Source organism: Winogradskyella psychrotolerans RS-3 (assembly GCF_000427335.1).
In the GTDB taxonomy this organism is placed as follows: Bacteria; Bacteroidota; Bacteroidia; order Flavobacteriales; family Flavobacteriaceae; genus Winogradskyella; species Winogradskyella psychrotolerans.
Map to the genome: position 1 here is coordinate 75,048 of NZ_ATMR01000089.1, position 23,134 is coordinate 98,181.

The 23,134-nt window shown below is 32.1% G+C and carries 22 protein-coding genes, 1 other RNA gene and 2 pseudogenes; 12 read left to right on the forward strand and 13 right to left on the reverse strand.

Going from position 1 to position 23,134, the window contains the following annotated elements; all coding sequences use genetic code 11:
* Positions 1-92 precede the first annotated feature (92 nt).
* Positions 93-1,007: an AraC family transcriptional regulator gene (locus tag ADIWIN_RS06220; protein ID WP_020897875.1), complete on the forward strand. Its 915-nt coding sequence runs from the start codon at positions 93-95 to the stop codon at positions 1,005-1,007.
* Here ADIWIN_RS06220 and ADIWIN_RS06225 read toward each other — a convergent pair whose 3' ends face one another.
* Positions 1,008-2,384, reverse strand: a complete 1,377-nt coding sequence (locus ADIWIN_RS06225) for an alanine/glycine:cation symporter family protein (RefSeq protein ID WP_020897876.1) — start codon at positions 2,382-2,384, stop codon at positions 1,008-1,010.
* Positions 2,385-2,555: 171 nt separating this feature from the next.
* Between ADIWIN_RS06225 and ADIWIN_RS06230 the strand changes: the two genes are divergently transcribed.
* The 4 genes from ADIWIN_RS06230 (at position 2,556) to ADIWIN_RS06245 (ending at position 5,388) form a co-directional block, all read left to right on the forward strand.
* Complete coding sequence (locus ADIWIN_RS06230; protein WP_020897877.1) at positions 2,556-3,092, forward strand: hypothetical protein; 537 nt, start codon at positions 2,556-2,558, stop codon at positions 3,090-3,092.
* A gap of 108 nt (positions 3,093-3,200) precedes the next feature.
* Complete coding sequence (locus ADIWIN_RS06235) at positions 3,201-4,298, forward strand: heparan-alpha-glucosaminide N-acetyltransferase domain-containing protein (protein ID WP_020897878.1); 1,098 nt, start codon at positions 3,201-3,203, stop codon at positions 4,296-4,298.
* Positions 4,299-4,333: 35 nt separating this feature from the next.
* Positions 4,334-4,786 (forward strand): hypothetical protein, encoded by a 453-nt coding sequence (locus ADIWIN_RS06240; RefSeq protein ID WP_020897879.1) that lies wholly within the window; start codon positions 4,334-4,336, stop codon positions 4,784-4,786.
* A 143-nt stretch (positions 4,787-4,929) separates the two neighbouring features.
* Positions 4,930-5,388 carry a nuclear transport factor 2 family protein gene (locus ADIWIN_RS06245; protein WP_020897880.1) on the forward strand — a complete coding sequence of 153 codons (459 nt, stop codon included), beginning with the start codon at positions 4,930-4,932 and terminating at the stop codon, positions 5,386-5,388.
* A gap of 132 nt (positions 5,389-5,520) precedes the next feature.
* On the opposite strand, the gene ADIWIN_RS06250 is transcribed toward ADIWIN_RS06245, so the two are convergent.
* From ADIWIN_RS06250 to ADIWIN_RS06280, 7 genes are read right to left on the reverse strand one after another with little or no spacing between them, the layout of a single operon-like run.
* Positions 5,521-6,069 (reverse strand): 1-acyl-sn-glycerol-3-phosphate acyltransferase, encoded by a 549-nt coding sequence (locus tag ADIWIN_RS06250; protein ID WP_020897881.1) that lies wholly within the window; start codon positions 6,067-6,069, stop codon positions 5,521-5,523.
* Position 6,070: 1 nt separating this feature from the next.
* Positions 6,071-7,153: an iron-containing alcohol dehydrogenase family protein gene (locus ADIWIN_RS06255; protein ID WP_040756652.1), complete on the reverse strand. Its 1,083-nt coding sequence runs from the start codon at positions 7,151-7,153 to the stop codon at positions 6,071-6,073.
* A 41-nt stretch (positions 7,154-7,194) separates the two neighbouring features.
* Positions 7,195-7,818 (reverse strand): CatA-like O-acetyltransferase, encoded by a 624-nt coding sequence (locus ADIWIN_RS06260; protein WP_040756653.1) that lies wholly within the window; start codon positions 7,816-7,818, stop codon positions 7,195-7,197.
* Between the two features lie 4 nt (positions 7,819-7,822).
* Entirely contained in the window at positions 7,823-8,527 is a 705-nt protein-coding gene (locus ADIWIN_RS06265) for an HAD family hydrolase (protein ID WP_020897884.1), read from the reverse strand.
* Positions 8,518-9,246 carry a 3-deoxy-manno-octulosonate cytidylyltransferase gene (kdsB, locus tag ADIWIN_RS06270; protein WP_040756654.1) on the reverse strand — a complete coding sequence of 243 codons (729 nt, stop codon included), beginning with the start codon at positions 9,244-9,246 and terminating at the stop codon, positions 8,518-8,520. Before kdsB ends, ADIWIN_RS06265 begins: the two co-directional genes overlap by 10 nt.
* Before the next feature lie 46 nt (positions 9,247-9,292).
* Positions 9,293-9,865, reverse strand: coding sequence for a DUF4126 domain-containing protein (locus ADIWIN_RS06275; protein WP_020897886.1), 573 nt, complete (start codon positions 9,863-9,865; stop codon positions 9,293-9,295).
* A gap of 7 nt (positions 9,866-9,872) precedes the next feature.
* Positions 9,873-11,312: an ATP-dependent DNA helicase gene (locus tag ADIWIN_RS06280; RefSeq protein WP_020897887.1), complete on the reverse strand. Its 1,440-nt coding sequence runs from the start codon at positions 11,310-11,312 to the stop codon at positions 9,873-9,875.
* Between the two features lie 300 nt (positions 11,313-11,612).
* Between ADIWIN_RS06280 and ADIWIN_RS06285 the strand changes: the two genes are divergently transcribed.
* From ADIWIN_RS06285 to rsmD, 3 genes are read left to right on the forward strand one after another with little or no spacing between them, the layout of a single operon-like run.
* Complete coding sequence (locus ADIWIN_RS06285; RefSeq protein ID WP_020897888.1) at positions 11,613-12,191, forward strand: hypothetical protein; 579 nt, start codon at positions 11,613-11,615, stop codon at positions 12,189-12,191.
* Position 12,192: 1 nt separating this feature from the next.
* Entirely contained in the window at positions 12,193-12,999 is an 807-nt protein-coding gene (locus tag ADIWIN_RS06290) for a DUF3822 family protein (protein ID WP_020897889.1), read from the forward strand.
* Positions 12,999-13,547: a 16S rRNA (guanine(966)-N(2))-methyltransferase RsmD gene (gene rsmD / locus ADIWIN_RS06295; RefSeq protein WP_020897890.1), complete on the forward strand. Its 549-nt coding sequence runs from the start codon at positions 12,999-13,001 to the stop codon at positions 13,545-13,547. The genes ADIWIN_RS06290 and rsmD overlap by 1 nt, the downstream gene beginning before the upstream one ends.
* Positions 13,548-13,601: 54 nt before the next feature.
* Here rsmD and rnpB read toward each other — a convergent pair.
* An RNA gene (gene rnpB / locus ADIWIN_RS19490) (RNase P RNA component class A) lies at positions 13,602-13,938 on the reverse strand.
* A gap of 135 nt (positions 13,939-14,073) precedes the next feature.
* Between rnpB and dnaX the strand changes: the two are divergent.
* The 4 genes and pseudogenes from dnaX to ADIWIN_RS06325 all read left to right on the forward strand — a co-directional run bounded on the left by dnaX (position 14,074) and on the right by ADIWIN_RS06325 (position 18,760).
* Positions 14,074-15,751, forward strand: a pseudogene (gene dnaX / locus ADIWIN_RS19480) (DNA polymerase III subunit gamma/tau).
* Between the two features lie 270 nt (positions 15,752-16,021).
* Entirely contained in the window at positions 16,022-16,648 is a 627-nt protein-coding gene (locus ADIWIN_RS06315) for a hypothetical protein (RefSeq protein ID WP_020897894.1), read from the forward strand.
* A complete protein-coding gene (locus tag ADIWIN_RS06320) occupies positions 16,608-17,189 on the forward strand; it encodes a MiaE family protein (RefSeq protein WP_020897895.1) in 582 nt (193 codons plus the stop codon). The genes ADIWIN_RS06315 and ADIWIN_RS06320 overlap by 41 nt, the downstream gene beginning before the upstream one ends.
* 35 nt (positions 17,190-17,224) lie before the next feature.
* Complete coding sequence (locus tag ADIWIN_RS06325) at positions 17,225-18,760, forward strand: META domain-containing protein (RefSeq protein WP_040756656.1); 1,536 nt, start codon at positions 17,225-17,227, stop codon at positions 18,758-18,760.
* A gap of 48 nt (positions 18,761-18,808) precedes the next feature.
* Here ADIWIN_RS06325 and ADIWIN_RS06330 read toward each other — a convergent pair whose 3' ends face one another.
* The 4 genes and pseudogenes from ADIWIN_RS06330 to ADIWIN_RS06345 all read right to left on the reverse strand — a co-directional run bounded on the left by ADIWIN_RS06330 (position 18,809) and on the right by ADIWIN_RS06345 (position 22,890).
* Positions 18,809-19,339, reverse strand: a complete 531-nt coding sequence (locus tag ADIWIN_RS06330; RefSeq protein WP_040756657.1) for a porin family protein — start codon at positions 19,337-19,339, stop codon at positions 18,809-18,811.
* A gap of 104 nt (positions 19,340-19,443) precedes the next feature.
* Positions 19,444-20,348 (reverse strand): annotated as a pseudogene (locus ADIWIN_RS06335) (Ppx/GppA phosphatase family protein).
* Between the two features lie 2 nt (positions 20,349-20,350).
* Positions 20,351-22,405 carry a polyphosphate kinase 1 gene (ppk1, locus tag ADIWIN_RS06340; protein ID WP_020897900.1) on the reverse strand — a complete coding sequence of 685 codons (2,055 nt, stop codon included), beginning with the start codon at positions 22,403-22,405 and terminating at the stop codon, positions 20,351-20,353.
* A complete protein-coding gene (locus ADIWIN_RS06345; protein ID WP_020897901.1) occupies positions 22,402-22,890 on the reverse strand; it encodes a SixA phosphatase family protein in 489 nt (162 codons plus the stop codon). Before ADIWIN_RS06345 ends, ppk1 begins: the two co-directional genes overlap by 4 nt.
* Between the last annotated feature and the right edge of the window lie 244 nt (positions 22,891-23,134).

Sequence of the window (23,134 nt, forward strand, 5' to 3'; positions counted from 1 at the left end):
ATCAAATCCTAATTATCTTGAACATATTGATTATCTTTTTGAACATATCTATTATTAACAATTTTTAAGACTATTTTTTTGTAATATTGAACATGAGAGGTTTATTAGATAAACATAAAAGCCATAGAAAATTAAGCACATTAGTAGAAAATAGAACTACTTATAATGCTGAATATGCTGAATTGAACATTTATGAAACTCACGTTATTGCAGAGCAAGTATCTTTAAAATTTGATTTTCCTATTATAGCAAGTATGCTTACAGGAAAAAAAGTAATGCACCTAGAAGGTTTTGATGCTTTTGATTTTTTTCCTGGAGAATCCGTTGTAATGCCAACCAATAAGGAAATGGTCATAGATTTCCCAATTGCTACAAAACATAAACCTACGCAATGTTTAGCTTTAGGTATTGATGCGTTTAAGATTGAAGAAGTCGTTGGGAAATTTAATCATCATGTTGCCATAGAAAATGAAAACAATAATTGGGACTTAGACGCCACTAGTTCTCATTTAATCAATAATGTAGATGTCAATCATTTAATTGAACGCTTAACCTATACGTTTACCAACAGCAACACGTCTAAAGATGTATTGTTAGATTTAATGATTCAGGAATTAATTGTAAGATTGCTTCAAACTAAAGCCAAATCTTTAATCACTAATGACAGTCATATATTTACAGATACCAGAATAGGAACCGTTATTAAATTCATAAAAGACAATCTAACCAATAAAGATATTTCCGTTGATCAATTAGCAGAGAAAGCCTATATGAGTACATCTCACTTTCATAAGCAGTTTAAAAATACCTTAGGCATTTCACCTATCGACTATATAAATTCGGAAAAGATTAAGTTTTCTAAAAAGCTTATTAAAACATCTCAAAATTTAAGAATGTCTGAAATCGCTTTTCAATCTGGATTTAATAATACCAGTTATTTTAACAGACAGTTTAAGAAAACTGAAATGATGACGCCTCAGCAATTTAAAGCTTCAGTAAGTAAATAATTAGTCTTCTTTCATTCGTTTTATATACGCTTTAAGCTCAACTAAAACTTTTGGTGCTAAGATTAGCGTCGCCAACATCGTCGGAATTGCCATTAAAGCAAAGATGCCATCAATAAGGTTAATCATCATACTTAAACTTGTAGTTGCACCAATGAGAATACTCAAAATATAGAAATAATTGTAGTAATGCTTTTTGTCTGCACCAAAGAGAAACGACATGCATTTTGTGCCATAATATGAGTATGAAAATAGCGAGCTCATACTAAAAACAGCGATACAAACTAATAATAAGTATTTACCATAATTAGGCATAACATCTGCAAAGGCTGAAGCCGTTAGACTCACTCCATTATTGGAAGTCGTTTCCCAAACACCAGTAACCAAAATAGCTAAAGCTGTAAGTGTACAAACAATTAATGTATCTATTGCAGGGCCGAGCATAGCGACCAAACCTTCGCGTATAGGCTCATCAGTTTTAGCTGCTCCGTGAGCCATTGGTGCTGTACCAATTCCGGCTTCGTTTGAAAACGCTCCACGCTTAATTCCATGTAGAATTAGCGCTCCTAAAACTCCACCTAAAAAAGTATCGTCTTTTGGATAATAATTAGCAGCGAATGCATCTGTAAATATCAGTTTTAAATAGTATACTAAAACATCGCTATGCGCTACAAGAATGATAATAACCAATACAAAATATAAAGCGACCATAGTTGGTACTAATCGCGATGCTACATTTCCAATACGCTTTATACCACCTAAAATAACTAAAGCTGTAATGCTGATTAAAACAAAACCAATGATAAGATTCGATTTTAACCCGACTTCTACTCCATTCGGGATTAATAAAATGTCATTTAAAGCTTGCGTAAGCTGGTTGACATTAAAAACAGGTAAGGCGCCAATTAGTCCACAAAGACTAAAAAACACAGCTAAAGGCTTCCAAGATTTCCCTAAGCCTTCCGTAATAAAATACATTGGACCACCTTGAATTTCGCCAGCACTATCTTTACCTCTATACATAATCGCTAAGCTAGATGTGAAGAATTTTGTAGACATCCCAACTACGGCACTAATCCACATCCAAAACACGGCGCCAGGTCCACCAATAGATATAGCAACAGCAACACCTGCAATATTTCCCATACCAACGGTTGCTGATAATGCGGTTGACAACGCCTGAAAATGAGAAATTTCTCCAGGATCATTGGGGTCGTCATATTTTCCTCTAAGCACATTTAGCGCATGGCCTAAATACCGAAACGGTAAAAAGTGAGAGCGTATTAATAAATATAAACCTCCACCAATTAATAAAATAAGCAAAGGCAAACCCCAAGCTAATGATGAAAAGTCACTGAGTAGTTGATTTAAAAATTCCATAGATTATAAATGTAGTAAACCGTTTTAATTTATAATAGAATGTTTATAATTAATTTATAGACGAGAATCTAAGTTATTGATTTTTAATCAGGAAGATATTATCTTGGCTTAGCGCTTTATAACAGTCATTGAGAATGATGACTGTTATTTAAAGTTTAAAACATTTGAGAAATGAAGAACATATTAGCATATTCACTACTTTTAATTTTAACTTCCAGTTGCAATCAAAATGACTTTTCTGATACCGAAATGTATTTCCTAACAGATAAAGCATCATATAGAGTTAATGACAACTTTGAAATAACGGTTATAGTATCTCCTAGGAGTGGAGAAAAGAAAATCAGAATTAAGAAAAATCTTGATAATTTAAAAATTTCATTTCATACAACAAGCACGGAATTAGGATTCTCACAAGAATTAAAAAAACATTTCATTGAGGGACCAAGTTTGACGACAGACGAAAGCGAATATATCGATGAGTTTACCATTTCAAAAACGGAACCATTTAAAAAGACTTTTAAGGGACTAATTTCAGAATCAAAAGAAAGCATCATTTTAGAAATACATGAATTAAATATAATAGATAGTGTAGCTAAATCAGAACTTCTTGTAAACCCTAAAATAACTATAAAGGGAAATTTTCACACTATTTTCAGCGCAAAAGAAGAATACTTTACACCAAAAGATATTGAAATATTAATAAAATAATACTGTGGTACAACACAGTGAATAAAACGACAAGCACACTCCAAAAAATCGTTATATTATTTTATTCCAACTCTAAAATAGTACATTTGCATACCAACCAACTTTAACTTGAGCGCAAACCGTTTATATTTTATAGATGCTGTTAGAGCATTTGCTATCTTAATGATGCTACAAGGGCACTTTATAGATACACTGCTAGAACCTTCATACAGAAACCATAGTTATACCGCTTTTAAAGTTTGGGAATACTTAAGAGGAATTACGGCACCGACATTTTTCACGATTTCTGGCCTTATTTTTTCATATTTATTGATAAGAGCGAAACAAAACGGAACGATTAAGAAGCGTATGCAAAAAGGCCTAATGCGAGGCTTTATGCTTATTGGTATTGGTTATTTGTTGCGTGCCCCAATTTTTGAATGGTTAATGGGTAAATTTTCAAGTTATTTTTTAGTTATAGATGTACTGCAATGCATCGGACTCTCTCTTATACTTATTGTATTTATCTACAGGCTCGCATTTAAAAAAACTTTGCTGTTTTCAATCGTTATGTTACTTCTTGGTTTAGCTGTTTTTATGACCGAACCCTTGTATCGCTATCTAGAATTACCTGAAATCCCTGTGGTGTTTTCAAACTATTTATCTAAGGAAAATGGTTCTATTTTTACTATAATCCCATGGTTTGGTTATGTGGCCTTTGGTGCTTTTATAGCCACGTTATTTTATCGTTATGTAGAACGACCAAAATTCAAAACAGCTATAGTATCTGGCTTTTTTGTCTTCGGAATTGCGTTCATTTTTGGATCATCTGAATTATTAATGAGACTCTATTACGTCTTCGACTTTTCAATTTTAAAGGAGGTTGCTTATTATAATTATTTGTTTACCAGATTAGGAGATGTGTTAATTCTGTTCTCTTTATTCTATTTAGCAGAGAATTACATAAAACAACCGTTAATTTTAAAAATTGGACAGAAAACGCTATCCATTTACGTTATTCATTTTATAATCATTTATGGTAGTTTTACTGGTCTTGGACTACACCAACTCATTGGTAGAACCTTAGAGCCTTGGCAAGCTGTAATTGGCGCTATACTATTTCTTTCTGTTGTTTGCTTTATCTCGTTTTATTATGCAAAAACGAATGAATTTGTATATTATAATTTGCAGAAGATTATTGACAAGATTAAGAAATACACACGCTAAATTCGCTATTTAAAGTACGCTTAAACACCTTTATTATGAATCCATTCCGTATACTAATTCTACTTTTTGCTTTGTGCTTATTATCTTGTAACCGCATCGCAAACAAAACTAAAGAAGGTTTAAATAAAGGAGGTGAAATGGTTGGTGAATCTGCGACAGAATTCTTTGATGGTGTTTCAGAAGGCGTAGACAAAACCTTAGAATGCAAAATTATATTATCCGATAGCTTGTTGAAAAATGGTTTAAAAACGGGAGTCTACACTGTTGATAGTCGAAGCCATAATAATAACAACAAACTCACCTTATATTTAATTTTTGAAACAGCGCTTAACACCGAAGTGATTGCCAAGGCTTATAATAAATCTGGATTAGAAATCGGTAGAGCAAAAACTACAATACAAGGACAAAAAGGTGATGCTGGTTATTTTGAATTTTTATTTGACCAACAGACAGACATCGGTTTTAGAAATACAATTACTATCAACTAAAAAAAGACCATCTCGTTAAAGATGGCCTTTCCTTTTCATAGCAATTAAATCCCATTCGAAGAAAAGAATATGGGGTAATAGCACTCTACTTACGTATTTTTGTATGGAATGGTTTTATAAATCTTTAAACTAATTTTAACCTTATGGAAAACATCGTAGAAAAATTTTATACAGCTTTAAAAAAATGTGATGGACCAACCATGGCATCTTGCTATCATAAAGACGTTGTTTTTGAAGATCCTGCGTTTGGAATTTTGAAAGGCGAACGTGCTAAAGCCATGTGGTTAATGTTATGTGAATCTCAAAAAGGAAAAGGGTTTAACGTTGAATTTTCCGACATAAATGCTAACGATAAAACAGGTTCTGCACATTGGGAAGCTATTTATAATTTCAGCAAAACGGGACGCAAAGTTCATAATAAGATTGATGCGTCTTTTGAATTTAAAGATGGATTAATTATTAAACATACGGACGAATTCAACTTACATAAATGGGCAAAACAAGCTATGGGAATCAAAGGCATTTTCTTTGGAGGTATGCAGTTCTTTAAAAATAAGCTTCAAAGTCAGACCAATTATCTTTTGGATAAATTTATGGCATAAAAAAAGCTATCTAATTAAATTGGATAGCTTTTGGGGCAATGTTTCTTTTTAGGGACTTGGAGTTTACTTTATGTTTCATTGCAATATAAATACTTCAATTCTCGTGCCAAATTCTTATTAAGACATATCTAATTAGCTGTATTCTTTTACCTTTCCTTCAACACCTTTAAAAAATGCTTTCATCGCTTTAAAATCAGCTTCAATATCATCGGTAAGATAAAAAGGTTCTGATATCTTATTCTGCTTGTTCTTAAAATCTAGTGTAAACATTATAATTGGCACATTAGCTGTTTTAGCGATATAGTAGAATCCTGTTCTCCAATTTTCTACTTTTTTCCGAGTGCCTTCTGGTGCTAATGTTAATCGGAACACATCCTTTTCTGCAAATAGTTTTGCAATAGCTTCTACTTTATTTTGACCAGACGTTCTATCGAGTGCGCTGCCTCCAATAGCTCTAAAGTAATACCCAAATGGCCAAACAAATAATTCCTTTTTACCAACAAAATTGGTTTTAACACCAGTAACCTTGCGAAGCAATACGCCTATATAGAAGTCATGCCAACTGGTATGAGGCACAGCAATTATGATTGATTTTTTAATTTTATCTTTTGAGAAGTTAGTGTTTCCAACAACCTTCCAACCCAATACTTTAAAATATATAAATTTGGCTAACCAGCGCATGTTACATTTTTTTGTAAAGCTCTAAAAGCTTTTGTCTGGTAATAATGGTTTTCCAGTTTTTACCGATGGCATTTTCCCAAAGTGGCTCTAAACTTAGTGCTACGTCAATCATAATATCAAATTGACTTTGATCTAAATCGGCACAAATACCCGAAGGTATTTCAATATTATGTTTAGCTTTCATCTCTTTAAAAATAGCTACACCTTCAGGATAAAACGCTTCTAAATGATCAAAAACAATACAATTACCAATACCATGTTTTACACCTAAGAGATAGCCTAAACCATAACTCATTGCGTGTGCTACACCAACTTGCGAATAGGCAATACTCATACCTCCATGCCAAGAAGCCATCATTAATTTGTCTTGTGCTTCTTCCACACTTAAGGAATCTCCTAAAAAGATTTCTTTACAGAGCTCAAAAGCCTTTTCTCCATAACTTTCACTAAAGGCATTAAGGTATGTTCCTGTAAGCGACTCCACACAATGTACAAAGCAATCCATCCCAGTATAAAACCACTGATCTTTTGGAACATCTTTAGTTAATTCAGGATCTAAAATCACTTGATCAAAAGGAGTATAATCGCTATTGATACCTAATTTACGTACTGGGCCTGTTAAAATTGTGGTTCTAGATACTTCTGCTCCTGTACCAGAAATTGTTGGAATACCAACATGATAAATCGCAGCATGCTTAATTAAATCCCAACCTTGGTAATCTTTAGATTCTCCTTTATTGGTCAGCATTAAAGACACTGCTTTTGCAATATCTAAAACTGTACCTCCACCAATACCAATAATACCAGATGGAAGCTCACTATATTCTAATATAATATCTTCAACTAACTGATCGATTTGGCCTGTGCTGGGCTCTTCTTTAGTAGGTACATATATAATTTTATCCTTGTAGGATAATGTAATGCGAGACGTTAACCAATGATTGCCCTTAAAGACATCATCAACATAAAATATAAATGGTGCATTGCGTCCTTTACGCTTTAGAGAGAGGATGTCATCGAGTTGATTAAAACTTCCACGTCCGAAAACAACTCTGGACACCATTGGATAATTTTTGTATATCATTTACTTTATATCTTTAACAAAAATAACAACTTAGTTTATATTTAATAACTATTTAAATGAAATTGTAATTTTTCATTAAATAGCCCAATATGATAGCCATCTACCAAGGCATGATTTACACTGATAGCGACTTGCATTTCTTTTTTTGACCCTACACTTTCCATTTTGCTAAACGCTAATTTTGGTATAGATTCTTTATCTCCTTTAAATGGTTCTTTGTGACCTGTAAAATTCACCCATGGCAAAGACGAACAATGCACACAATCCATTGAATTTATAGGTGGAAATAATTCATTAGAACCAAATATTCTTTCTTTTTCTTTTAAAAAATTGCTCTGAAATTTAAGAATATCTGCATCATACTTTACAAATGAAAATCCGAAGGTTTTATTAGGCCTTAAAATTGTTGGTGAGGCATGAATGGTATCAAAAACAACAACCTCATTTGATTCATTTATTCTGTATTTTAGATTCTCAACGTCATTTATAGCCTGCATTGTAGCATGTAAATAGGTTACAAAAAAAGAGGGTTCATTATGACGTGAATACTCATAAGCATTTGTAACATCTACTTTAAATGTCACTCCGAAATAAGGATCTACAAATGTATTAAAGAACTCAAAATGAGCCTGCCTATTCCATGTATGCTTATCAAGTACTTTCAATTTCTTAATTAAAATATTTTAAAATTTCGGTTAAACTATGCTCCGTTTTATATTCTACTCCATTAGATTCTTGTTTAGAGACTTTTTCGTGTTGCCACGTGGTATGAAATGGAACATGAATAGCTTTTGAGCCAATCTTCACTAAAGGCAAAATGTCTGACTTTAATGAATTGCCAATCATTAAAAAGGACTCTGGCTCTATATCTAATCGTTTTAGCAATTGAATATAGTTAGTGTCATGCTTTTCACTTAACACTTCTATATGATGAAAATATTTTAACAATCCCGATTTTTCTAGTTTTCGCTCCTGATCTAATAAATCTCCTTTTGTAGCGACAATCAACTTGTAATCTTTAGACAATATTTTTAGCACCTCTTCTACTCCATCTAACAACTCAATCGGTTTATTAATCATGTCTTTACCGATGACTAATATTCTCGAAATAATAGCATTAGACACTGTTCCATTAGACAGCTCAACGGCCAATTCAATCATAGATAAAATAAAACCTTTTACACCATAACCGTATGTAGGAAGGTTTTCAATCTCCATTCTAAACAACTCTTGATCAATCTTATTAGGTGTTTCATAATGCGATAATAATTGACCTACTTCCTCTTCCGCTTCTCTAAAATAGGTTTCATTGACCCAAAGCGTATCATCGGCATCAAAACCGATTACTTTTATATTACTGTAATCTACTTCCACAAACGCTTCGCTTTTTCTAAATCTTCTGGGGTATCAATTTCGACACCTTGTATTTTGGTTTCTACCATTTTAATACGCTTACCATATTCTAAATATCTGATGCATTCAATTTTCTCAGATGCTTCAAGAAATTGCATTGGCAAAACCGTAAAATCTAATAAGGCTTGTTTTCTAAAGGCATAAATTCCTTTATGCTTAAAATAACGCGTGCCAACATCTTTACCTCTAGGAAAAGGAATTGGACTTCGAGAAAAATACAAAGCAAAATTCTGCTGATCTACAATTACTTTTACAGTGTTTGGGTTATTAATTTCTTCTAAATCTTCAATTTCTACCATTAAAGATGCTAAATCAATCTCTTTATTTTTATCGTCTTTAAAAACCTCAATCACTTTTGCTAGACTTTCACCTTCGGTAAAAGGTTCATCTCCTTGTACATTTATTACAATATCGCAATCGACATTAGCAACAGCTTCAGCAATTCTATCGCTTCCAGATTCATGTTCCTTTATACTCATAATGGCTTTGCCACCATTACTAACAATTTCATTAAAAATAATATCGCTATCTGTCACCACATAAACGTCACTAAATAACTTCGTAGCAACAGTAGCTTCATAAGTTCTTAGAATTACAGATTTGCCTGCTAAATTTTGCATCAATTTACCTGGAAATCGGGATGCACTATAGCGTGCAGGAATCATGGATATAATTTTCATCTATGTGATTTGTATAATGAACGAATTCAATTTCAAAAATAAGGTTTTAAGATGATTTTGGTCTATTTGGTCGCATCTTTTTATAGAGTTTATAAATCAAATAAAATATAAATAGGACTAGAATTATAGCTAAAATCGGTAAGAATATAGAGACAATAGACATTACAACCGAAGTACCTGTTTCAATGGTTGATACTATGGGATTTCCAAAACCCGCTGTAGAGACTGTAGAGCCCAAACGTGTTGCACTTGCAGAGCTTTTAACAGCGGCTGCAGTTCCACCTCCAGCAATAATCGCTAAAGCCCAAGTAATAACCGGACTTAAATCTGCAACTGTAGATACCATAACGGCTGTACCAGCAACGGTTGCTAACGGAATAGCGATGCTATCTAATAGATTATCTACAACAGGAATGTAATAGGCTGCAATTTCAACTAAAGTTGCTATACCAAGAGTAATTACTGCTGTTACACTGCCAATCCATTGCCAAGACTCATTAAGTTCCCATACATTAAAATAGGCAGCTAAGCTTAAGGCAAACAATGGCAAAAAGACTCTAAATCCCACAGAAGCTGAAAGTCCGATGCCTAAAAAAATACTTAGAATTGTTTCCGTCATAACTACATTAGTTTGAATCTTTTTCTACAAACATCTCATCTTTAAATCCAATTAGATAGAGTTTTTCCTTTGCTCTTGTAATTGCGGTATACAACCATCTAATATAATCTCTATCCATACCATTTGGCAAATATGGTTGTTCTACAAAAATGGTATTCCATTGCCCACCTTGAGATTTATGACAAGTAATCGCGTAAGAAAACTTAACTTGTAAAGCGTTGAAAAATTTATTGTTCTTCACTCCTAAAAAGCGTTTGTATTTTGTTTCACCTTCATAATCCTTAGATACTTCTTGGTATAGTCGGTTAGATTCTTCGTAACTTAATGAGGCACTTTCTACATCTATGGTGTCTAAAAGTAGCACCGTTTCAAAAGGAGTCATATTTGGGTAATCTACCATTCTTAACTTTACTTCTGCAAATCTAAAACCGTATAATTCTTTGATACTAAAAATCTCTAAGACTTCAATAATATCACCATTAGCAATAAAACCAGCTTCACTTGTGGGTTTCAACCAAAAATAATTATTCTTAACTACCATTAGGTAATCTCCTGCAGATAACTCAGTCTCATTAAATAAAATACGTTGTCTAATTTGTTGGTTATAGGCATTTGCACGTTTATTGCTTCTTACAATGATTGCTGTTTCCTCGTAACCATCCGCACTATACGCATCATTAATGGCATCCATAATTTCATAACCATCTATTAAACGAACACTATCTGTAAAACCATTAAGGTCGAATTTAAAGCTCTCGTAAAAATTAGATTCTAAAACCGCTCTGAGTTCTGTTGCATTACTTAAAATACCTGAGCCTTGTTCTTGTCGTACAACTTCATCTAACTCAATTCCTACAACATCTTTACTATAGTTTAAACTGAGCTTATTTTCATCTAAAGCAGGACTCAAATCGGATTTTACAGGAGGCAACTGTGCTTTATCTCCTATTAACAATAGTTTACATTCATGACCAGAATACACATATTGCATTAGATCATCGAGTAAAGAACTACTATCAAACGATTTTGTATCAGAAGGAGTATCAGGAATCATGGAAGCCTCATCAACAATAAAAATAGTATTGCGATGCTTATTAGGTTGCATTACAAAATTGACTCCTCCTCCCTTATCTTTTTTAGGAAAATAAATCTTTTTATGAATGGTAAATGCCTCCTTTTTAGAGTAATTTGAAATAACCTTAGCGGCTCTTCCTGTTGGTGCTAATAAAACCGCACTTTTTTTTGCTTGCCACAAATTGGAAACTATAGTCCCAATAATACTTGTTTTACCTGTACCTGCGTACCCTTTTAATAAGTAGATTGAATTTTTATTAGTATCAAAAATAAATTGAGATAACTGCATTAACACCATGTCTTGCTTAGAAGTTGGTGCAAATGGAAATTTAGATTTTAGTAGCGAATAGAATGCAGATGCATTAGAAATCATAGAGAAAATAAATATATAGCAAGATAGTATTATTCTCTCTTTTTAAAGCGCATATTTCAATTAGTTCAATATTTTTAATGTTTTTTATTTTAGATAGTTTTAACCAACAAAAAAAATTGTAGATTTGCGATAGACCTAATTAATAAAAACTAATATGAAAGTAATTATAGCGATTGTAGTTATTATAGCATTAACCATTGGAATTGTATGGTTAATAGACAAATTTGTACCAAAAAAATAAAACCAGTAATCAATATATTACTATGGGTCTTAATTATTTTCTTAGGTTATATAACTTACATGTCTGTTTATAGAGAAATAGAATTTAACGAATTAAAACAAAAGCGATTTGCTGTAGTTATTGATCGTTTAATTGATATTAGAGATGCACAATTAGCATATAAAGATGTTAACGGAACTTACACAGATAGCTTTGATAAATTAATCGGTTTCGTTGAAACTGGTAAAGTACCAATTACACAAAGACGTGACACTTTAGTCTTAGACGAAGAAAAGACAAAAGCATTTGGTGGTGTAGAAACTATGAAAACACTAACTCTAATTGATACGTTAAGTTTTTACTCTGTAAAAGACTCATTATTTAAAGGTAGCGATCGTTACAAAAAGATGATGGATGTTGGTATTGGTAAAGAAGGTGCTAAATTCACACTTAAAGCAGGTAAACTAGATGAGTTTTCTGTGTTTGAAGCAAGTGTAGAAAAATCTGTTATCTTAAACGACCAAGAACCTTATTTAATTCAAAAAGAAAATCAAGTGATGTCTGTAGATGGTGTTAACGGACCAACTTTAAAAGTAGGATCTATGACCGAAGTATTCACTAAAGGAAACTGGCCAAAGAGCTACACAAATAAAGAATAGTTTGAAAATAAACGATATTAAAGAACTGTCCATTCAAATTAATTTGAATGGGCTTTCTTTTTGTATTCTAAATAGAACTCTAAATACTATTGAGTTTCTCAAAACCATTTCGTTTGAGCAAAAAACAACTCCTGTTGAAGTTCTCAATCATTTAAAAGCAGAATTGAGTAGTAATACTGTTTTTTCAGAAGATTTTAATGCTGTTTTAGTAATTCATCAAAATGAATTAGCAACATTAGTCCCAGAGGAATTGTATAATGTTGAGCATAAGGCCGACTATTTAAAATTCAACTCAAAAATACTGAGAAACGATTTTATTACAGAAGATGACATCTCTATAAATAAAAGCGTGAATATTTATGTTCCCTATGTAAATATCAACAATTACATCTTTGACACATTTGGCGAATTTGTTTATAAACACTCATCAAGTGTACTTATAGATTCGCATTTACAACACACAGAATCCAAAGACGAGTCAATAGTTTATCTTAATATTAATAAAAGCACTGTTGAAGTCTCAGTCATTGAGAAAAATAAACTTCAACTATTTAATGTTTTTGAATACCACAGTAAAGAAGATTTCATCTACTATATTTTATTTGTGTTCGAACAATTAAAACTAGATGTAGAAACTACGACTGTTGAATTAACCGGTCAAGTTGAAAAGAATGATGAATTATACACTATTCTTTTCACGTATATAAGACATGTTGATTTTGTTGAAAAGAAATATAAGTTTTCAATTTCTAATGATATAGACAGACGATATTTACATAAACATTTTTTAATCTTAAATTCCTTTTAATGCGCATCATTTCCGGATTGTTTAAAGGCAGACGTATTACAGCTCCTAAAAAATTACCTGTTAGACCAACCACTGACATGGCAAAGGAAGCCCTATTCAATATTTTAAATAATCAGTATTATTTTGATGACATTTCGGTATTAGATTTGTTTTCAGGAACAGGAAACATAAGCTATGAATTTGCATCAAGAGGTACTGAGCACATTACGGCTGTAGATGAAAATTTTGGTTGTATCAAATTTATAAACGAAACCGCTGAAGCTTTTGAAATGACTATCAGCACTGTTAAAAGTGATGTTTTTAAATTTCTCGAAAAATCAAAACAAAAACATAGTATTATTTTTGCCGATCCGCCTTATGACTTTGAATTGGACGCTTTTTCTAAAATTCCGGAATTAGTTTTTAAGAATGAACTATTAGAAGACGAAGGAGTATTGGTTGTAGAGCATTCTAAACATACCGACTTAAGTCAGCTAGAACATTACTCACATTCTAAAGGCTATGGTGGTAATATGTTTAGTTTTTTCGATTATCCAGCTAAAAGCTAATTCACAAAGAAACAGTATAAAAACAAAGCTTCATGTTAAAACATGAAGCTTGTTTATTTAAGTAAATCTATAAGCCGAATTCTGTACATTTTCTTATTAGGAAATAAATTCCTAATAAAGAAAAAGCCCCTATCATTTATCTACGTTTACTGTTACCAGCAAACTTTAGCTGCCTACCCTCTAACAATCGCGCGTGTACGCTCAAACGTTAGTATACATGACATTGCACCACATAGAGTTTACCTGGTTTCACTACAGCATTACCTGTACATACTTTCTGTTGCACTTTTCCTCACCTTACGATGGATGGCTGTTAACCACTATGATTGCACTATGGTGTTCGGACTTTCCTACCCTAAATAAATTTAGAATCGATAAGGCGATCTACTTGGCGCAAAAGTACACAAATTGTTAATAACTCATGTTAAATTTTAGTCCTTATAAACTGCTTTTAAATGGTTATTCTTAAATTTGTAATGCTCAAAAATTTGGTATTAAAAAATGCCAAATTAAATTCAGCACTACCATGGAACATTTTGTAGTATCGGCTCGTAAGTACAGACCCCAAACATTTAAGGATGTTGTGGGTCAGCAAGCTATTACAAATACGTTACTCAACGCTATTGAAAACAATCACTTAGCCCAAGCTTTATTATTTACAGGTCCTCGTGGAGTTGGTAAAACGACATGTGCTCGTATTTTGGCTAAAATGATTAATAGTGACGAAAACACAAATGAAGACGAAGATTTCGCTTTTAACATTTTTGAATTAGATGCAGCGTCTAATAATGGTGTAGATCAAATAAGAGAGCTTACAGACCAAGTTCGTATTCCGCCACAAGTTGGAAAATACAAAGTGTATATTATTGATGAGGTACACATGCTATCTCAAGCCGCTTTTAATGCCTTTTTAAAGACTTTAGAAGAGCCACCAAAGCATTGTATTTTCATTTTAGCAACAACTGAAAAACATAAAATCATTCCGACGATATTATCGCGTTGTCAAATTTTCGATTTTAAACGTATTACGGTTTCCGATGCTAAAGATTACTTAAAATATATAGCTAAGGAACAAGACATCGACGCCGAAGATGATGCGCTTCATATTATTGCTCAAAAAGCGGATGGTGCCATGCGTGATGCCTTATCGATTTTTGATCGTGTCGTAAGTTTTTCGGGTAAAAATTTAACAAGACAGGCCGTTACAGAGAATTTAAACGTTCTCGATTACGAAACCTATTTTACAAGTACAGATTTCATCTTACAAAATAAAATTCCAGATTTACTAATACAATTCAATACCATCCTTTCTAAAGGATTTGATGGTCATCATTATATTGCTGGTTTGGCATCTCACTTTAGAGATTTAATGGTTTGTAAAAACCCTGCAACCATTCCGTTATTAGAAGTTGGTGAAGATACCAGTCTAAAATATATGGAACAGTCGCAGAAAACGACACATACTTTTCTAATGGAAGGCATTCGGTTAGCTAATGACTGTGATTTAAAATACAAGACCAGTAAAAATCAACGCTTACTCGTTGAGTTAACACTTATGCAACTTGCCTCTATCACTTTTGATGGAGAAAAAAAAATCTTAAGCACTTCATAATTCCTCCTTCGTATTTTAAAGCGAGAGGTATTACACCTATTCCTGTTACAAAACCAATAGCGGCAAAGAAAGAACCGGCTTCTGTAGTGGCAGAACCTGTCATCATTCCTAAAATATCTATAAATCAGCCTAAAAAATCAACTTCAGGATTATCTTTAAAAAGTATTAGAGAAAAGAAGGAGCATCAATTACGCCAAATGGAAGTGGTTATTGATGAAGAAAACCTTCCTAAAGAGCCTGTAACACAAGAAGCTTTAAGTGAAGCATGGAAACTTTACACCGATCAAATGGACAAGAAAGGTGAAAAAATTATGGCTTCTATTTTACAAATGGATCACCCTAAACTAGAAGGCACTACACTTTACTTAACGTATTCTAATAACACAAATAAGATTGAATTAGAACGTGCTGAGTTTCCTTTAATGGCTTTTTTGAAGAAAAACTTCTTAATTATGATCTTAAATTAGATATCACAGTTAATGAGGAGGTTGCTAAGAAATATGCCTTTACACCAATAGAGAAATACGAAAAGCTTAAAGAAAAGAATCCGAACATTGAAGTGTTACGACAGATGTTTGGGTTAGATATATAACTTAATATTAGTGACTTATTCACTTTAACCTAATTTATTATTATTTTTGATATTAGGAATCATTAAAAAATAATTGGATGAATAAAAAAACCTACCTTTAATTGTTATTATCGCTAGTGCTATTTTAATGGTTGCCAATTTCATATTCTCAGAAAAATTTGATCGAGGTTTTTGGATGTCAACGTTATCAAGTGTTTTAATTATTATTTCCATGGTTTTAACCATCAGAGAAAGAAATAAAAATAAGCTATTTTTTAAAAATTTAATGAGATGAAACATTTACTCACATTTTTAATCATTACTATAATTGGTTTCACAAGCTGTGAAGGCAGAAAAACGCAAAGCCAGGCTCTATCTGAAAGCATTGCAGAATTCAAAAAAACAGTGAGTTTTGAAACCAATGTTTATATCCCTGAAACCTATTTAGAACAAGAAATTGACACCTTAATGAGTAATGGTTTTCGTGTAAAGATAAAGACCTATTCTGACATGTCTAATGCCGTTCGTTTTTCTAAGATAAAAGACACTATTAATTATCAAACTCACTATAGAAATTTCAAGTTTGATGTTAGTGTTACTAAAGACAACAAACTAATTTACAATGAGAGCTTTGACAAGAAAAAAGTAAATAAAGACTTTAATTACAATGCCAATTTAGTTGCCGGCTCTGATTTATATAATTTTGATACTTTGGCGGTTTTAAAATCTATACAAGTTAACGACGACCCTACCTATATAAATATGGTCTTAATAGATATTATGCATGCTATTCCTGAATCTGATAAATACGCTTTGCATACCTTGTTTATAAATAAAACGGAAAATCGAATATTGTTCAAGTTGAAGTTAAATAATTATGTTAGGACTAAAATTACCAACCGATCCAAGATGGGTTAATATCGTTGAAAAGAATATTGAAGATATTTTAGTAGACCATGCCTATTGCGAGCAAAAGGCTGCAAGTACAGCGATTTCATTAATTGTCGGTTTCCCAGAATACACAGAACTCGTACAAGAAATGGTAGAACTCGTCAACGAAGAAATGAGCCATTTTAAAATGGTACACGATTTAATATTAGAAAACGGCTGGACACTTGGAAGAGATCGTAAAGATGATTATGTGATTTCTCTAATTACATTTTTTCCAAAAGGCGGAAGCAGAACGACGCAATTAGTCCACAGGTTATTGTATGCAGCGCTCATTGAAGCACGAAGCTGTGAGCGTTTTAGATTATTATCTGAAGAATTGGAAGATAAAAAACTAGCCAAGTTTTATAAAAAGCTTATGATTAGCGAAGCTGGTCATTACACTATGTTTTTAAATTTTGCCAGACAATATGGAGATCGTAAAGAAGTAGACCAAAAATGGGAAGCTCTTCTCAATTTTGAAGCTGATATTATGAGTAATTTAGGAAACAAGGAAACTATTCATGGATAATTTTGTAGATTTATAACATCTACAAAATCATCGATATGAAAAAAATCTACTTTGCTTTCCTGTTATTATCATCAATTTGTTATTCGCAAGATGAAGCTTTATTGGGTGAATGGACAATGAATTCATTCTTTGAATTCGATATCTTTTATGAGAACCCTTCTAATCCTATTACAGTAGAATTTAATAGTAATAGTATAACGATTCAAAGCTTTTGCGGTGAAACCTATCTCGATTTATATACAACATCCTCGGCAGAAAACACTATTGAAATTACTGAAGCAAATTGGGACATCTCTAGTTGTAGTGAAGACAACGTAGGTTGGGAAACAGCTATTAGTCTTCTTTTCAATATTAACGATGGAGAACCAAAAGATTTAACTTACAGTATTACAGATAATGGTACAACAACGTCATTAGAACTTAGCCATATTTTTTTTACGGATGATGATACACCCGAAGGTGTAACTGGCTACTTTACAAAAATCAATACTCCTAATGAGCAAATAGTTGATAATTGGTATTTAAAATCTGTTACTAAAAATGGAGCAACTTATAACAATATCTATGGTAATTTGCCTATTACCTTTACAGATACTAATTACTCGGACAATTACTTAGACTTTTCCGCTTCATCATCGTGTAACTCTATAAATGGCTCATATTCTTCATCAGATACTGAGATTATAATTAACCAAACTAATATTACATTAGCAGATTGCCATAATCAACCTAATGGCATTTACGAGAATTTCTATCTTCCGGTTTTAACTAATAACTATACCTATCCAAGCATTCACTCATACGTAATAGCTGGCAGTGGTGATGAAGAAACGTTAACACTTACCAATGCTAACGGAGATTCAATTGTATACCAAAAAGCAGAAACAAACGCTACATTACTTAGAACATGGTATTTACAATCCGTTACCGATAACGGAACAACCTACAGCCAGCAATCCACAGAATCACCTACTATTAGTATCGGAAGTGATACTGATCCTATTTTTGGATCTATTTCATTTAATGGCAATGGAGTCTGTAACACATTCAATGGAGATTACAACATCTATCTAGGTAATGGAGATAAAATTGATATTGCAACTTTTACACCAACAACAAATGTGTGCGAGCCATCTAGTGATTTTGAAAATGCTTATTTTTCAATGTTTAGCGATGACTCTGCAAACACTTTTGGTTTCGAAATCATCAATAATGGTGAGAACTTAATCCTGACTAGTATTTCTGATGATGGAGGTCGCTCTACTAATGATAATAGCAAAGTTTTAAGTTTTAGCAAGCAAGTACTTTCAGTGAATGATTTTGATTATAAAGCTAATTCGATAAGCATTGTAAAGAATCCTGTTGAAGACCAATTATTATTAAACTTTGGAGATAATTTAACATTTCAAAATTTAAAATATACCATATTCAACTTAGAAGGAAAATTGATTTTTACATCAGAACTCACCAAGGCAAACATAGATGTAAACCACTTATTATCCGGCGTTTATTTTATAAATTTTAGTGACAGTAACAAAACATTAACCACCTTAAAATTTGTAAAAAAATAAAGCCTCAACATCGGTTAAGGCTTATATGTTATTTGAAGTAATTTCGTTTTATAATTTTATTCCAAAACCAAATTGGATCACGTGATTCTTAGCTTCAACATCTGTTAAATCTTCATCTAAGATATTGGTTATGCCGTAATAATATCTTGCATCTAGAAATAGCTCATCTGTAATCATATATTCAACACCAGCAACTCCAGAAAATACAAACGTAGAAAAGCTATCTTCATATTCCCACGTTTTTAAAGCGATTTGAGGACCAACACCTAACAAAAAGTTATCTGATATTGAAAACCTAAGAAGGATAGGTAATTTAAGATAATCTGCTCTAAGGTTTCTTTCTTTAGCACCTTCTGCAGACCATTGTAACTCTGTTAATAATGATAAATTATCTGACAAATTAAAATCGGCAAACCCAGCAAAGGCAAAACCATTTCTGTGTTCGTTTTCAAAATTAGCATCAGGATCAAAGTCTAGATTAGAGACATTTAACGCACCTCTAACACCGTATAAAATATCCTGAGACATTCCTATAGATGTGAAAGCAACGCATAATAAAGCAACTACATATTTTTTCATAATTTTCAATTTGAGATTACGAAGATAAATTAAATAATAATTTCCGATCAATTAATAGGTCTATATAGTGAAAAATCGGACAAATGGATTATTATACACAAAAACTATACTACAACACTAGAAACAGTTTCATAATACATGCTCTTTATGATACCATCTGAGAGTCCTATTTTTGGTACATATATATCTTTTGCTCCACTCCATTTCATAGCAGACAGGTATATTCGGGTTGCCGGAATTATAACATCTGCTCTATCTTGATTTAGATTTAACTTCGTTATACGTTCTTCGTATGAATAGTTCTGAAGCATTTTATAATAACTTGTTAAATAGAAATAAGTTAATGGTTTACCAATATCTTTTCCAGAGATTTTAAAAATCTTATTGATGTTACCACCAGATCCTATCAATTCTATTTTATCGTATTGTTTGGTGTTTTCTTTAATCCAGTTTTCTAACTCTCTCCATGTTTCGCTCTTAACAATATCATTTAACAATCTTACAGTTCCAATTTTAAACGATCTAGACATTTTTTTATCTCCATTATGGATGATAGAAAACTCGGTACTACCCCCACCAACATCTACATAAAGGTATGTTTTATTCGGGTTTATAAAAGATTGTAAATCTGTTGCAGCAATTATCGCTGCCTCTTCTTCACCATCAATAGTTTCAATATTGATACCGCACGTTTCGAGAATTTTTTCAGATAAAGGTGCACTGTTTCTAGCTTCTCTCATCGCAGATGTTGCACAGGCTTTGTAACGCGTCACTCCATGAGACTTTATAATAAGACTAAAAGCTTTCATGGTATCTATCATTCGTTCTTGGTTATATTCTGATATTTCACCTTTTAGAAATACATCTGCACCTAATCTAATAGGCACACGAACTAATGAGTTTTTTTAAAAATTGTGGGTTCATCATCTTGTTCTATGATATTAGAAATTAATAACCTTACGGCATTCGATCCAATATCAATAGCTGCAAATTTCTGTATCTTCAACATAATTATCCTTCTAAATTATTTAAGTAATACTTATACGTATCAAACTGTGCTCTTACCTTAGGATTGTTGTTTCTTCGATAGGTATTATCTTGATTTTCGTTGATAATCCTTGCTTTTACATTATCATTCCAACAAATATCAAATAAGTGTTTTAGCTCTACTTTTATATCTTCATCATAGATTGGGCAACTGACTTCAACCCTATTATCGATATTTCTAGTCATCCAATCTGCCGAGGAAATGTAAATTTTAGGATCATTTTGGTTCGAGAAAATATACAAACGTGTGTGTTCTAAGAATTTATCAACGATACTAATAATTTCAATATTTTCGCTCATACCTTTAATTCCCGGTACCAGACAGCAAATTCCTCTTACAATCATTTGTATCTTTACTCCTGCTCTACTCGCTTCATATAACTTATCTATCATTTTATAGCTGCTTATGCTATTCATCTTAAGTTTAATATAAGCAGGCTTACCATTTTTGGCACATTCTATTTCTTTATCAATTAAACCGAATAATTTAGACTTCGTATAATGTGGTGACGTAATGAGGTGTTTATATCTATTAATTTTATAATTGACTTCAAAAAAGTCGAACACTTTGTTGACCTCTTTTAAGATTTTTGGACTTGCAGTCATTAAGGTAAAATCCGTGTAAATTTTAGCCGTAGATTCATTAAAGTTCCCTGTACTTATAAAACCATATCTTACTAATTTATAGTCTTCTTCGCGTTCAATAACACACATTTTACAATGTACCTTTAAGCCCGTAACACCAAAGAACATCTTAATACCTTCATCTTGCATTTGCTCAGCATAATTAATATTTGCTGCTTCATCAAAACGAGCTCTAAGCTCTATTGAAACGGTAACTTTTTTTCCGTTCTTAGCCGCATTAATTAAAGAACTAGCAACATGTGATATTTGAGCTAATCTATAAATAGTAATTTTTATGGTTTTTACTTTTGGATCTAAAGCTGCTTCTCTTAAAAATTTAACGATATAAGAAAAGGTATGATATGGTGTATAAACCAAATAATCCTTTTTAGCAATAGTTTTAAAAATACTCTCTTCTAAACTTAATCCTTTTACAGGGAGTGGTTTAATCTTTGCATAAAGCAAATCGGTTCTACCCAAGCTTGGAAAGCTCATATAATCTCTACGATTATGATATCTACCTCCAGGAATAAGACTCTCCTTCTCTTCAATAGACATGAGTTTTAAAAGAAGATTTAGAGTTTTCTGTTCGATATTCATGTCATAAACAAAACGCACAGGAGCACCACTTTGCCTATCTTTAACACTTTCTGAAAGTTTATCTATAAAACTTTTACTCAAATCGCTATCAAAGTCTAATTCACCATCTCTTGTAATCTTAATCATATGAGCACTAATACTGTCATATTTAAAGATGTTGAAAATATCATCTAAACAATACCTTAAAATATCATCGACCATTATAATATAATTACTACCGTTTTTACTCGGTAACACTACAAAACGATCCATTGCTGTAGAAATCTCAATCAATGCCACTTGATCTTTTTCATCTTTGCTAGACATTTTCACCGTTAAATAAGCTGAAATATCCATAAGTTCAGGCAAAGCAACATCCTCGTTAAGCATTATTACTACTAACGCTGGACTTATTTCTTGATAAAAGTAATTTTTGATAAACTCGTGATGATCGTCATCAATTTCTGTTTCATTAATGACATAAATATTCTCATTTTGAAGCTCTATATCAATCTCATCTAAAATCTCTAAACTATAACTTTGTTGCTCAATAACAATCTTAGTTATTTCTTCTAAAAGGTCACCTGCCTTAATACCTCCTAATTCTGATTTACCACCTTTTCCTGCTTCATAAATTCGCTTTACAGTGGCATATCTAACTTTAAAAAACTCATCTAAATTATTAGAGAAAATACCTAAAAATCGTAACCGCTCAATTAGTGGCACATCTTTGTCTGCAGCTTCTTGCAAAACACGCTCATTAAACTTTAACCAACTTAACTCTCTATTTATATAAATGTTTTTGTCTTTTGTCATTCTCTTAAATCCTTTGGAATTATAATAAACTCTGTAGTTCCTTGTTTCAGGTCTTTCCAATCTTCAATATCAAAATTAATTTTAACTAAACCACTTGTAGGAAGATTATCTATAAATGTATCCCCAAATATATTAGAAATTGACGTGAAAGCATGATTGTGACCGAAAATCATAACCTCTTTTAGGTCATTTGATAGGTTTTTTATAAAATTGATTACATTTCTCCCCTCAAAATCATACAAATCTTCATTAATAATTATCTGATTTTCAGATAGCTTTAATGACTTCAAAAAGACTTTACACGTACTTAAGGCCCTATTTGCTGGACTTGAAAATATAACATTAGGAACATGACCTCTCATTTCGAGCTCCTTAGCTACCAACTTAGAATCCTCAATACCTCTTTGTTTTAAAGGCCTATCGTAATCTATAACATCGTATTCCCATGATGATTTACCGTGTCTAACTAGTGTAATCGTTTTCATATTTTATCGATTAAGTGTGATTATTTTCGACAAAACGTTGCATATGTCCGTTTTGACGAGTATATTGCCGCTTTAACTTTATTATTTGCCTATGAATTTAGTTATAGGTTAATTTGCTATGTAAAATTAATGTAAAACACCCCAAATTAAAAACTATATTAATAAATCCATGTTTTGGTATTTAACTACCAAAATCCCTTCCCTCTAAATATTTTGATTACCCAATTAAACATAATAATATTAT

Excerpts from the sequence above, each read along its gene's own strand:
- ADIWIN_RS06220 (WP_020897875.1), top strand. The coding sequence starts at position 93 with ATGAGAGGTTTATTAGATAAACATAAAAGCCATAGAAAATTAAGCACA.
- ADIWIN_RS06225 (WP_020897876.1), bottom strand. The coding sequence starts at position 2,384 with ATGGAATTTTTAAATCAACTACTCAGTGACTTTTCATCATTAGCTTGG.
- ADIWIN_RS06230 (WP_020897877.1), top strand. The coding sequence starts at position 2,556 with ATGAAGAACATATTAGCATATTCACTACTTTTAATTTTAACTTCCAGT.
- ADIWIN_RS06240 (WP_020897879.1), top strand. The coding sequence starts at position 4,334 with ATGAATCCATTCCGTATACTAATTCTACTTTTTGCTTTGTGCTTATTA.
- ADIWIN_RS06245 (WP_020897880.1), top strand. The coding sequence starts at position 4,930 with ATGGAAAACATCGTAGAAAAATTTTATACAGCTTTAAAAAAATGTGAT.
- ADIWIN_RS06250 (WP_020897881.1), bottom strand. The coding sequence starts at position 6,069 with ATGCGCTGGTTAGCCAAATTTATATATTTTAAAGTATTGGGTTGGAAG.
- ADIWIN_RS06255 (WP_040756652.1), bottom strand. The coding sequence starts at position 7,153 with ATGATATACAAAAATTATCCAATGGTGTCCAGAGTTGTTTTCGGACGT.
- kdsB (WP_040756654.1), bottom strand. The coding sequence starts at position 9,246 with ATGAAAATTATATCCATGATTCCTGCACGCTATAGTGCATCCCGATTT.
- ADIWIN_RS06275 (WP_020897886.1), bottom strand. The coding sequence starts at position 9,865 with ATGACGGAAACAATTCTAAGTATTTTTTTAGGCATCGGACTTTCAGCT.
- ADIWIN_RS06280 (WP_020897887.1), bottom strand. The coding sequence starts at position 11,312 with ATGATTTCTAATGCATCTGCATTCTATTCGCTACTAAAATCTAAATTT.
- ADIWIN_RS06285 (WP_020897888.1), top strand. The coding sequence starts at position 11,613 with ATGTCTGTTTATAGAGAAATAGAATTTAACGAATTAAAACAAAAGCGA.
- rsmD (WP_020897890.1), top strand. The coding sequence starts at position 12,999 with ATGCGCATCATTTCCGGATTGTTTAAAGGCAGACGTATTACAGCTCCT.
- ADIWIN_RS06315 (WP_020897894.1), top strand. The coding sequence starts at position 16,022 with ATGAAACATTTACTCACATTTTTAATCATTACTATAATTGGTTTCACA.
- ADIWIN_RS06320 (WP_020897895.1), top strand. The coding sequence starts at position 16,608 with ATGTTAGGACTAAAATTACCAACCGATCCAAGATGGGTTAATATCGTT.
- ADIWIN_RS06325 (WP_040756656.1), top strand. The coding sequence starts at position 17,225 with ATGAAAAAAATCTACTTTGCTTTCCTGTTATTATCATCAATTTGTTAT.
- ADIWIN_RS06330 (WP_040756657.1), bottom strand. The coding sequence starts at position 19,339 with ATGAAAAAATATGTAGTTGCTTTATTATGCGTTGCTTTCACATCTATA.
- ppk1 (WP_020897900.1), bottom strand. The coding sequence starts at position 22,405 with ATGACAAAAGACAAAAACATTTATATAAATAGAGAGTTAAGTTGGTTA.
- ADIWIN_RS06345 (WP_020897901.1), bottom strand. The coding sequence starts at position 22,890 with ATGAAAACGATTACACTAGTTAGACACGGTAAATCATCATGGGAATAC.